Below are 12,150 nucleotides of genomic sequence, written 5' to 3'. Positions count from 1 at the left end.
GGCACGCGCTATTGCCCCAGCATCGAGGACAAGGTGGTCCGGTTCCGGGAGCGGACGCGGCACCATATCTTTCTCGAACCCGAGGGTTTGCAGACCGCGGAAGTGTACGTAAACGGCCTGTCGACGAGCCTTCCGGAAGACGTGCAGCTGGCGATGTTGCGCACGATCACCGGTCTCGAACAGGCGGAAATCCTGCGCCCGGGCTACGCCGTCGAATACGACTTCGTCGAGCCCACGCAACTCAAGCCCAACCTGGAAACGAAGGCCGTCCGCGGCCTGTTCCATGCGGGGCAAATCAATGGCACGTCCGGTTATGAAGAGGCCGCGGGGCAGGGGCTGTACGCGGCCCTGAACGCGGTGCGCTATCTGCGAGGCGAGCCGCCGCTGGTCATCGGCCGCCATGAGGCGTACATTGGCGTTATGGTGGACGACCTCGTTACGCGCGGCGTGCTTGAGCCGTACCGCCTGTTCACTTCGCGGGCCGAGTACCGGCTCCACCTGCGTCACGACAATGCCGATGCGCGGCTTGCCCAGTACGGCTTCGGGAACGACGGGGTGTTGAACCGGCTTCGAGCGAAGGAAGATGCCGCCGCTCGCGAAATGACCCGCCTCCGGAATGTTCCGATACGCCCGAGCGAGGAACTGAACCGACTATTGATCGAGTGCGGCGGCGCGCCCATTGCGAGCCCCCAGACCGCGGAGCAACTGCTGCGCCGGCCCAATGTGACGGTCAGGGACGTCTGGCGCTTTGCGCCGCCGCCCGCCCCCATCGACCCGCCGGCCGCCGAACAAGTCGAGATTCGCGTCAAGTATGAGGGCTACTTCCAGCGGCAGGACCGCGACGTCGAGCGATTCCGCAAGGCAGAGGACCGCCGTATTCCGGACGAAATCGACTATGACGCGGTGCCCGGCCTGCCCCACGAGAGCCGCCAGCGCCTCAAGCAGGTCCGGCCTCTCAACTTCGGGCAGGCCGCCCGTGTGCCCGGCGTTCGCGCGGCGGACCTCGCCATTCTGCATATCTACGTGGACCGTATCTCGAAAAGCGCGGGGGAAGACGAAATCGAGGCGGTCATCGAGGAGTAATCTATTGAGGTATTACCAGCGGCGTCGAAGCGGGGCGCGGCCATGCCTTATTTCCCGGTCCGCCTGAGTGCACCGTTTCAGAACCACGGTCAAGGCGTGGCGTGCGCAAGTTTGCCTGCGTTTTGAGCTTCGCGCAGGTTGCACCGCGACAAGAAAATCGCCGGTCAGCAAGCTGCCCGAAGAAAAGCGGTAACAGGCTGCCGCACTTCCCAGGAAACACGGCAACACGTCGGCGGGTCTGTAAGACAGCCCACTAAGCGATCGATGAGAACACGCCAAGCAGGCGCTCTTCTTCTCGCTCCCAGTTGTACTTCGTTTCTACGATGCGGCGGCCATTGGCGCCGAGGCGCGCGGCTTCCTCAGGGTCGCGGAGGAGGCGCAGCACGGCACCGGCGATAGCCTCCGGCCTCGTCACATCGACGAGCAGGCCCGCGTCAGCCTCGCGGACGATGCGCGCCACCTCGACGGAGAAGCCGGGGGCGACGACCGGCTTGCCCTCGCGCATGTAATCGAACAGTTTGTGTGGCATGGCGAGCGTGTGGTTGACGAGTCCCGGCTGCAGGAGGATCAACCCGACCCGCGAGACGGCGATGTAGGCGGGCACGGCTTCGTAAGGAACGACACCCAGGATATCCATGTGGTCTTCGAGGCCGGCGTCGCGGACGGCGGCGCGGTAGTCGTCGAGGCTGCCGTACACGTAGCCGCCCAGGATGATGCACATGATGTCGGGAACCTCGCGAACGAGGATCTTCATGGCTTGGAGCAACTGATAAGAACCGCGCACGTCGCCGAACAGTCCCTGATGGATGATGGCCGGGCGATGCGCATAGCGCGCGCGCAGTTCCTCCGGCACGCCGGGGCACATGGGCTGCAAGTGGTTTGTGTTGATGATTGTCGTGCGGGGCACGCGCAGGCCGGACCACTCCAGCTCGAAGCTTTCGCGCGTCAGGATCACGTGGTCGGTATACCGCGCGAACAGGCGCATGAGCAGGACCGTAAGGCGCGTCATGAACGCCCGCAGGAAGCGCGGGCAGAACTTCGCGAACTCGGTGGGCACGTGTTCGTGCATGTCGAATACCACCTTGCCGCCGGACAGGCGCTTGACGATCATCGCGGCCACCCAGGACTCCGGTTCGACGGCGAGATACACGTCGGCTCTTTCGCGGCGGCCCAGCCGCACGAGCCGCGCAAGCGCCACGAGGCGCCATCGCTTCGAGGGCGATACCGGGATGGTCAGGAAGCGGATGCCGTCGCCGCTCAAAGGCGGGGACGTGTCGCTGGGGCAGGCGTAGACGACTTCATGCCCCGCGCGGCGCAGGCTGCGCGCGATCTTCTGGTAGACGCGCTTATCGCGCGGTTCGTGCAGGACGCTGAGGATGCAGATTTTCACGGCTGTGCGTCCGCCGGTTTGCCGCGCAGGGCGGCGGGGTCAGTTCTCACACTCCTGCCCATTCTTGTTGGCGTCACGGAATGGTGTGGTGCGGCAGAGCATCCGATCAGCGGGCAACAGGACGGGCCGCTCCTCGAGGGCGGTCTTAATGCTCGGGAATACCGCCACGGGCAAGCGAAGCTGGTCATAGCGGTTGATCAGGTGCAGGGTAAGCATAAGCCTGCTGACGCGGAACTGGCGCGGCCCGCGAAAATAGACGCGCAGGCCCTTCTCGCAGGCATACGCGAACTTGTCCGCACACGCGCCGGGCCGGTCCGCGTCCAGTTCCGACCACGCGAAGAGGTCCATGTCCTGCGTGACGGGCAGCGTGCGGCGGGCGCGGGCGTCGAAGTCGACCGCAAGCCGCTCGTACAGGGTGACCACCTTGTCGAACCAGTAGAAGATGGCGCGATATCCTTCTTCCGCCAGGTCCACTTCGATGCGCGCGTCGTCCGCCGTATCGATGGTCTGCCTGGACAGGTAGCGCTCGCGCTCCTCATTCACGTCCGGCACGATGCGCACGAGCATCTTCTCGCGCGGGTCGCCGTGGTTGAAGCTTTCCAGGATCGTCGCGATGCTGAACTTGCCGCGGGAGAGCAAGGCAAATTCGGAAAGCATCGACGCGGCGAGGTGGTCGTCGCCGAGCGCCTTGTCCAGTTCCGGGACGGGCTCGAAGAGGTCAATGCGCCAGTCGAACCACATGTCGTGGAAGAGGTGCATGAGGTCACGGCTCAGACCGGCGGTGTCGGAGTTGGCGGCGCGTGAGGAGAGTTTCTGGAAACGCTGTTCCAGCCGCCACTTGGTGCGCCGCAGGATGTTATGCGCGAACAGATAGCGCACGACGAGCAGCCGGTCAATGACGAGGCTGGCCGTGTCGGGCGCAATGCGGCCGCGCGTCGCGACCACGGCGGTCCAGCGTTCACACCATTCGCGCAGGCGGCGCGCGGTCGTGCTGCGCGGTTCCCGGCGCACTTCCTCGAGGGCGCCGCGCTCGACACTCGTCCGGCGCAGCACCTCGGCGAACTCGCGGTCGAAGTCCTCCGGCTCGTCCGCGCACAACAGCAGTTCGTCCGTGCGCAAGTCATAGAGATAAGAACGATATAAATCCGTGATCAACGCGTAGGCGAATCCCGCCTCTTGCGCCTCCGAGGTGAGCATGCGCGTGGCCAGACAGAAATCCAGGCCGTGCTCGACGACATTTGACGGCGGCTCGAGCGTGCCCGGCAGGACGAAGTACGCGGCCAGCGTCTGCTGGCCGGCCGCGCGCAGCAGATACGGCCGCGCGCAAAGCTCTTTCGACGCTTCCCCGGGCGTGCCGGCGGCGGGTTCGTCCCAGCCAAGCAGCCGCAGCAGTTCCTCCGCGTAGCGGTGTTGCTCGGATTTGGCCGAATCCGTCAGCGTATCCCGCCACGACGCGCAGAGGCGCGCGATCTTTCCCGAACCTTCTCTCATGGGACACCAACTCCTTTGCGCACGGTGTAGCCAGCCTTGTCGATGCGGCGCCAGATGACGTCTTCCCGCCGTCCGAGCAGGTCGCATCCGTCGCGCAGATAGGGATCCAGCGTTGCCCGGTTCGTGCGCAACGCTTCAATGAATTCGTCGCTGGTCAGCGCTTCCACCGCAATGCCCTTCACCAAGGGGACCGCGGGACGTGACGCCCCCGTCCCCACCGCGAGCGCGTGCTGACCGTCCCCGGCCAGGAAACACAGCCGAACCGCCCCGTCGAGGGCGACGATACTGCGCAACACGTCGGCGGGTGGAGCCGCCTTCAACACCAGTGCGCGCAGTTCCGGGTAGAGCGCGAAATCGGGGTCCACCTGGTAATAAGCGCGGTTGCCCTCCTCGCGCCGGTAGAGCAGGCCCGCCTCGGTCAAGCGGTCCAGTTCCCGCTGGATCGCGCGCAACGGCTGGCCCGAAGCAGTCTCGACCTGGCGCTGGTAATAGGCGCGGGTAGGGTCGAGGAGAAAAACGCGCAAAACGGCGACACGTGCGGAAGATGTGAAAATCGCCGCCAAAGCGGCCTCGGGGGCTCTCTGACGGGTTTCTGTTGTCGCTGCGTCCATGGCAGTATCGTTACATTGTGCCAGCGCGTACATGGCTTGCGCCGACGGCTCCATTCTTTCCCCAGAACGAGGCGAATATGTCATAGAAACGGCAGAATGTCAAGACTCTTTTTCTGTGATCGACGTCATTTTGTAGTCAGTATATGCCATTGCGGGTGCTCACGGAACGCGGAGAGCAAAAAGCGCCCCACCAGAGGGGCGGGACGCTGTCAAGAGACTAGCAGAAGAAGAGGCGTTACGTTGCCGGTGTGTAGGAGGTCAGTACGCGCATGTAGTTGGCCCGTTCGAAGGCTGCCGGGTCCGGGACGGAGCGCTGGCTCATGCTGCCCTGCATCATCTGTATGGAATCGTACTCTTTCTCACGCATCCATTGTGTGAGGGCATTCAGCACCGTCGTAATATGGCCGATGCCATGACGGAGCAGGGCTGAGGCCATCATGGCGACCTGCGCGCCGGCCATCATGGACTTGACGATGTCCTCATGCGTGTGGACACCGCCGGAGATGGCCAGGTCGGCCTGAATGCGGCCATACAGGATGGCGACCCAGCGCAGGCGCAGGCGCAGGGTGCTCGATCCGCTGAGTACGACGTCCGGCTTCACCTCGAGTTCTTCCAGGTCGAAGTCCGGCTGATAGAAACGATTGAAAAGGACGAGGGCGTCGGCGCCCGCTTCGGCCAGCCGTTTCGCGGCGTAGGGCAATGCGGTGAAGAACGGGCCGATCTTGACGGCAATCGGGACATTCAGATTGGCTTTTACGCTGCGCACCAGGTTTTCGTAAATGTCTTGCACCTGCGCGTCGCTCATGTCTGGAGACGTGGGCAGGAAATACTCGTTCAACTCGACGGCATCGGCGCCCGCTTCCTCCATGAGGCGCGCATACTCGGTCCAGCCGCCTTCGGACACGCCATTGAGGCTGCCGATAATCGGGATATCGACGGCGTCCTTCGCGCGGCGGATCAAGTCGAGATACTTGTCCGGCCCAAGGCGGAATTCGGACGGTTCCGGGAAGTAGCTCAGCGATTCGGCGAAGGCGTCCGTGCCCTGCATCAGGTTTTCGTTGAGACTGTTGCTCTCATGGCGGAGTTGCTCTTCGAACAGCGAGTGGAGCACCACGGCCGCCGCGCCCGCGTCTTCCATGCGCCGGATATTGTCCAGCCCGGCACATAACGGCGAAGGCGACACCACGAGCGGGTTCTTGAGCCGCATGCCGAGATACATCGTCTTCAATTCTTCCATATCATGACTCTCCTCAAGCCGACGTTTCGACGCCGGATTACTGTGCTGTGTGTCTACTACTCACTCCGCGTGAACGGCTTCCGAGGCAGCGGCTGCGATATCGGCATCGCCGCGCATGGAGGCCAGGTGCTCATACAGGCGCCACCGCCTCGCGACGTCCTCCTGGGCGCTGCGGAGCAGCGTCTCGGCAACGTCCGGCGCGCTCAATGCGAGCATCTTGTACCGGGTCTCGTTGTAGATATACTCCTTGAGCGGAATAGCCGGGGCCTTTGAATCCAGCTGGAAGGGATTCTTGCCCTCGGCGGCCAGCCGCGGGTCGAAGCGGAACAGCGGCCAGTGGCCGGATTGCACGGCGGCCTTCTGCTGTTCCATGCCCATGGCCAGGTTGTAGCCGTGGGCGATGCAATGGCTGTACGCGATAATGAGCGAGGGCCCGTCGTAGGATTCGGCCTCGCGGAACGCCTTCACCGTGTGCGCGTCATTTGCGCCCATGGCGACCTTCGTTACGAACGCCGTGCCGTAGATCATGGCCATGAGGCCAAGGTCCTTCTTGGCCGCGGGCTTTCCCGCGGCGGCGAATTTGGCCACCGCGCCGCGCGGCGTCGATTTCGAGCATTGTCCGCCCGTATTCGAATACACCTCCGTGTCCAGCACCAGAATGTTGACGTTGCGGCCGCTTGCGAGCACGTGATCGAGCCCGCCGTAGCCGATGTCGTACGCCCAGCCGTCACCGCCCATGATCCAGACCGACTTCTTCACGAGGGCGTCCGCCACGCTGAGCAGTTCGCGGGATTCGAGACTATCCTTGCCCTGCAGGCGCGCCTTGAGTTGCGCGACGCGCTTGCGCTGTTCCGCAACGCCCACCTCGGTAGTCTGGTCGGCGGTGAGCAAGGCCTGCACGAGTTCTGCGCCGAGCAGGCTCTCCAGGCGCATGACGAGCGCGCGCGCGTACTCGATTTGCTTGTCGAGGGTCACACGCATACCGAGGCCGAATTCCGCGTTGTCTTCGAAGAGCGAGTTGGACCAGCTCGGGCCGCGCCCTTCCGCATCCACGGTCCAAGGCGTTGTCGGGAGGTTCCCGCCGTAGATCGACGAGCAGCCGGTCGCGTTCGCCATAAGCGCGCGGTCGCCGAACAACTGCGAGACGAGCTTGATATAAGGCGTTTCGCCGCAGCCGGCGCAAGCGCCCGAGAACTCAAACAACGGCCGGAGCAATTGCACGTCCTTGACCATGCCAAGGCTCAACGCGGTGCGGTCCGCTTCGGGCAGCTTGAGGAAGAAGTCCCAATTCGCGGCTTCGCGCGCGCGAATGGGCGGCTGTTCGACCATGTTGATTGCCTTGAGCTTTACTTCCTGTTTGTTCTTCGCGGGGCACACCTGCACGCACAGCGTGCAGCCGGTGCAGTCTTCCGGTGCCACCTGCAGGGTGTAGCGGAGGTCCTTGAACTGTTTCCACTTCGGGACCGCCGTCTTGAATGCCGGCGGGGCGCCGTCAAGCAGCGCGGCATCGTACACCTTGGCGCGAATGACGCCGTGCGGGCACACGAGCGCGCACTTGCCGCATTGAATGCACACATCGGGATCCCATGCCGGGATTTCGAGGCTGATGTTGCGCTTTTCCCATTGGGTGGTAGCGGTGGGGAAGGTGCCGTCAACGGGCAACGCGCTGACGGGCAATGAGTCGCCCTCGCCCGCGATAATCTTCGCCGTCACTTGCTGCACGAATTCGGGCGCCTCGGCCGGCACGGGCGGCCGCAGGTCGAAAGTGCTTGTGACCTCGCCCGGCACCTTCACCTCGTGCATATGGTCGACGGACATGTCGACGGCGGCCCAGTTCTTTTTCACCACGGACTCGCCGCGCTTGCCGTAGGTCTTCTTGATAGCCGTCTTGATCGCCTCGATGGCGTCGGCGCGGGGCAGCACGCCGCTGATGGCAAAGAAGCAGGTCTGCATCACGGTGTTGATACGCCCGCCCATGCCGGCCTGTTTCGCCACCTCGTAGCCGTCGATGACGTAGAATTTCAGGTTCTTTTCAATGATGTGCCGCTGAGCCGTGCGCGGCAGATGGTCCCAGACTTCATCCGGCCCGTAGATGCTGTTCAGCAGGAACACCGCGCCTTCCTCGGCGCACTTGAGGACGTCCGCCTTCTCCATGAAGGGGAACTGGTGGCACGCGACGAAGTTGGCGCGATCGATGAGATACGTTGAGCGAATCGGCCGCGGCCCGAAGCGCAGGTGGGAGGTCGTCATCGACCCCGACTTGCGCGAGTCGTAGACAAAGTAGCCTTGCGCGTAGTTGGCCGTGTCTTCGCCGATGATCTTGATCGAGTTCTTGTTCGCGCCGACGGTGCCGTCGGCGCCCAGACCGAAGAATATGGCGCGCACCGTGTCCGGGTCTTCGGTGACGAAGCCGGGGTCGTATTCGATGCTCGAATGAGTGACGTCATCCACGATGCCGACGGTGAAGTGGTTCTTGGGCTTGTCCTTGAGCAGTTCGTCGAAAACGCCCTTGACCATGCCGGGCGTAAACTCCTTGGAGGAGAGCCCATAGCGGCCGCCGATGACCGTCGGCGCGACCTTGAAATGCGAAGCGCCCTCCGCGGCTGCCTCGCTGAGCGCGGTGACGACGTCCATGTAGAGCGGTTCGCCCCCGGCGCCCGGTTCTTTGGTGCGATCGAGCACGGCAATCGCCTTGACGGAAGGTGGGAGCGCCTCGATGAAGTGCTTCGTCGAGAAGGGCCGGTACAGGCGGACCTTGAGCACGCCGGCCTTTTCGCCGCGCTTCACGAGGCATTCGACCACTTCTTCCGCGGCTTCCGCGCCCGAACCCATGAGTACGATGACGCGTTCGGCATCCGCTGCTCCCACGTAATCAAACAGATGATACGAGCGGCCCACGACCTGAGCGAACTTGTCCATTGCCTGTTGCACGATTCCCGGGCATGCGTTGTAGAAAGTGTTCACCGTCTCGCGCGCCTGGAAGTAGACATCGGGGTTCTGTGCCGTGCCACGCAGGATGGGCCGGTCCGGCGTCATGGCGCGCGCACGGTGCGCCCGGACGGACTCCTCGCTGATCATGGCGCGCATATCGTCTTCGAGCAGTTCTTCGATCTTGTTTACCTCGTGCGAGGTGCGGAACCCGTCGAAGAAGTGAAGGAACGGGACGCGCGCCTCGAGCGTGGCCGCGTGGGCGATCAGGGCCAGGTCATGCGCTTCCTGAACGGAATTGGAGGCCAGCAGCCCGAAGCCGGTGGCGCGCACGGCCATAACGTCGCTGTGGTCTCCAAAGATGGAGAGTGCGTGCGCGGCCACGGTGCGCGCGGTAACGTGGAAGACCGTCGGCGTCAGTTCACCGGCGATCTTGAACATGTTCGGGATCATCAGCAGGAGCCCCTGCGACGCCGTGAAGGTGGTGGTTAAAGACCCGGTCTGAAGTGCGCCGTGCACCGTGGCGGAAGCGCCTGCTTCGCTCTGCAACTCGATCACGTGCGGCACACAACCCCACAAATTCGTCTTGCCCTCCGCCGCCCATTGGTCCATCCATTCGCCCATCGGCGATGACGGCGTGATCGGGTAAATCGCCGCCACGTCGTTCACCTTGTAGGCTACTTTGGCGACCGCCTCATTCGCATCCAGCGTCGTCTTGGGTCGTTCCATCTTCACTGCCTCCAATCATGGTTCTTCCGGCGCAATGCCGAACAGGTATGCAGACCGGCTGTGTCGCGTTGATACCGGGCCCCTGGCGCAATACGGTCCGGAAACGTTCCGGACAACAAGGGTCTGTCCTTGCATGACCAATCCTGAACATCCAGCGGCCACTCCGGGCGCACGGGATGCTAGGGCCGGGGAAGGCTTTGGGAATCCGCCCCAAAGGCCACACACCGCAAACGGTCGGCATTATTGCCAATCTCCCGGCGATGATAGCACATTTGCGGGGCTGATTTCATGGACTTTATCGCAAATCGGGATTCCTCCCGCGCCGTGGGGCACCGGCCCTGTTCCATAACCCTGTTCCTGCTCTGATGCGCCCGCATGCGCCACACCTGGTTTCGACAACGGGTTTGAGAGACAAGGAACGCGACGTTGCCAGTCGAATCACGCGTTTATTTCCCATCCCTTCCCGTGGGATGCTTCACCGCCGCAGTTCTTGTCGTGCCTGCCGGGATCGCGTACGGGGGATTCGTCTTCTGGCGGGGTCGCCAGCCGGCCATGATCAGCCGCGGCAGTGACTGGAATAGCGTGCAACAGCGTGCCGCCGAGACGATGCTTTCCAGCGTGTCGCGGGTCTGGAAACTGAGTACGAACGCGCAAGGGCTGCGCGGTCCGGAAATGGGCGCCAAGGGACGGCGCACACGGATGCGGCGGCGTAATTGGGCGGCGTCTGTCGCGAACCGAGCGTTTCTCTGTTTGAAGCCATCCTGGCGAGGCTTGAGGCCGGGCCTGCCCGACCGCGCTCCGCTCAAGCCTGACGCGAATAGGCCCGCACAGGGGCGCGGCCGATTGAGAAGTAGTCAAAGCCGAGCTTGCGCATCTTGTCGGGCCGGTACACATTGCGTCCGTCGAAGACCACGGGTGTCTTGAGCAATTGCTTCACCCGCTCGAGGTCCGCGTTGCGGAAGAAAGACCATTCCGTGCAGAGCACGAGGGCGTCGCAGCCTTCCGCGCACTCGTAATGGCGGTCAACGAAGGTCAGGCGATCGTGGCCGCCGAGCGCATGGGCCGCGGTTTCCGCCGCCTTCGGGTCATACGCGCGCACGTGCGCGCCCGCTTCCAGCAATTCCCGGACGATCACGATGGCCGGCGCTTCGCGCACATCGTCCGTTTCCGGCTTGAACGCAAGGCCCCAGACCGCGAACCGCTTGCCGTCGAGCGCATCTCCATAGTAGCCGCGGATCTTCTGCTGGAGGCTGTGTTTCTGCCCGTCGTTGATCGCGTCAACCGCGCCCAGCAGTGCCGCTTCCCGTCCGGCGTCGCGCGCCGTGTGGATCAACGCCTTGATGTCTTTCGGAAAACACGAGCCGCCGTAGCCGATGCCGGAGAAGAGAAACCGGTAGCCGATGCGGTGGTCGGAACCGATCCCGTTGCGCACGTCGTCCACGTCCGCGCCGACCTCTTCACAGAGATTGGCGATCTCGTTCATGAACGAGATTCTCGTCGCGAGCATGGCGTTCGCGGCATATTTCGTCATCTCCGCCGACTCGGGTGACATGCAAAGGATGGGCCGCGCGTTCCGCGCAAAGTGCGAGTACAACTCCTCCATGATCACGCGGACCTGCACGTTGTCACACCCAATCACGACGCGGTCAGGATTCATGAAATCCTCGATGGCCGCGCCTTCCTTCAGGAATTCCGGGTTTGAGACGACGTCGAACTCGAAGTCCTCGCCGCGCTTCTCCAATTCCCCGCGCACGACAGCAGCGACTTTGCGCGACGTGCCCACGGGCACCGTCGATTTGTCGACAATAATGCGGTAGCCGTCCATGTGGCGCGCAACACTCCGGGCCGCGTCGAACACGTGACGCAGATCAGCGGTTCCGTCCGGCAGTGCCGGGGTACCCACGGCGATGAAGATCATGATCGACCGCTTTATGGCTTCCTCTACGTCCGTTGTGAACGACAGGCGATTGTCTTCGACGTTGACCTTGACCAATTCTTCCAGTCCGGGTTCAAAGATGGGGATATGGCCGGAGCGCAACGCCTCGACCTTGGCTGCGTCGATGTCGACGCAGATGACATCATGGCCCAGTTCCGCGAAACAGGCGCCGCTGACAAGACCCACGTATCCGGTTCCGATAATCGCAATCCGCATGGACAGCAGCCTTTCTTTGATGGAAATCAGACGGTCTTCCGGTAGGAACAAGAGTCTACCATATACCCAAAACGCAAGCTTCGCCCGCCCGGCCCGCGGCGCCAGCCTCTTTCAAGCCATAACGTTTGAGGAACACAAACGCCATGCACGGGTATTCTTATTCCTGTAAGGCAAGATTCCCTGACGTGAACAGAGAGGATTGTCTGATGAGGCACGGCCCATTTTTCGCGGCGCTCCTGCTCATGGCCGGGCTCGCAAGCGCCGTATTCAGCGAGGACATCCTGGCGACGGTATCCGGCGAACGCGTGCGGCTGCGCCAAGGTCCCTCAGAAGGCGACGGGATTGCGGCACACCTGAACACGGGCGACCGCGTCGTTGTGCTGGCGACGCCCGAAGACAAGTCGCCGTGGGTGCAGGTGCGCGCGGTGAATCTCGGCGTCACGGGCTGGATGCACAGCCAATACCTGCGCCTGGGCGCACGGGCCGGAGCGAGTCAGGCGGCCTACGAGACCGAACTGCTCCTCTGCAC

8 protein-coding genes are annotated in these 12,150 nt (G+C 63.3%); 2 read left to right on the top strand and 6 right to left on the bottom strand.

What is annotated here, in order from left to right:
- On the top strand, positions 1-1,083 hold a 1,083-nt coding region (locus KA184_20500), incomplete at its 5' end, for a tRNA uridine-5-carboxymethylaminomethyl(34) synthesis enzyme MnmG (protein MBP8131967.1).
- 253 nt (positions 1,084-1,336) lie between these two features.
- Here the strand turns inward: KA184_20500 and KA184_20495 are convergent.
- The 6 genes from KA184_20495 to KA184_20470 all read right to left on the bottom strand — a co-directional run bounded on the left by KA184_20495 (position 1,337) and on the right by KA184_20470 (position 11,621).
- On the bottom strand, positions 1,337-2,473 hold the full coding sequence (locus KA184_20495) for a glycosyltransferase family 4 protein (GenBank protein MBP8131966.1): 1,137 nt from the start codon (positions 2,471-2,473) through the stop codon (positions 1,337-1,339).
- 39 nt (positions 2,474-2,512) lie between these two features.
- Complete coding sequence (locus KA184_20490) at positions 2,513-3,964, bottom strand: hypothetical protein (GenBank protein ID MBP8131965.1); 1,452 nt, start codon at positions 3,962-3,964, stop codon at positions 2,513-2,515.
- Complete coding sequence (locus tag KA184_20485) at positions 3,961-4,488, bottom strand: hypothetical protein (protein MBP8131964.1); 528 nt, start codon at positions 4,486-4,488, stop codon at positions 3,961-3,963. Before KA184_20485 ends, KA184_20490 begins: the two co-directional genes overlap by 4 nt.
- Positions 4,489-4,810: 322 nt before the next feature.
- Complete coding sequence (locus KA184_20480; protein MBP8131963.1) at positions 4,811-5,812, bottom strand: dihydroorotate dehydrogenase-like protein; 1,002 nt, start codon at positions 5,810-5,812, stop codon at positions 4,811-4,813.
- 60 nt (positions 5,813-5,872) lie between these two features.
- Entirely contained in the window at positions 5,873-9,469 is a 3,597-nt protein-coding gene (nifJ, locus tag KA184_20475; protein ID MBP8131962.1) for a pyruvate:ferredoxin (flavodoxin) oxidoreductase, read from the bottom strand.
- Positions 9,470-10,271: 802 nt separating this feature from the next.
- On the bottom strand, positions 10,272-11,621 hold the full coding sequence (locus KA184_20470; protein MBP8131961.1) for a UDP-glucose/GDP-mannose dehydrogenase family protein: 1,350 nt from the start codon (positions 11,619-11,621) through the stop codon (positions 10,272-10,274).
- Between the two features lie 206 nt (positions 11,622-11,827).
- On the opposite strand from KA184_20470, the gene KA184_20465 reads away from it, so the two are divergent.
- On the top strand, positions 11,828-12,150 hold a 323-nt coding region (locus KA184_20465), incomplete at its 3' end, for an SH3 domain-containing protein (GenBank protein ID MBP8131960.1).

The sequence above is a fragment of the Candidatus Hydrogenedentota bacterium genome (assembly GCA_018005585.1).
GTDB lineage: Bacteria > Hydrogenedentota > Hydrogenedentia > Hydrogenedentales > JAGMZX01 > JAGMZX01.
Note: the sequence above shows the minus strand (reverse complement) of the source record. Positions and strands in the feature narration are given on the sequence as shown.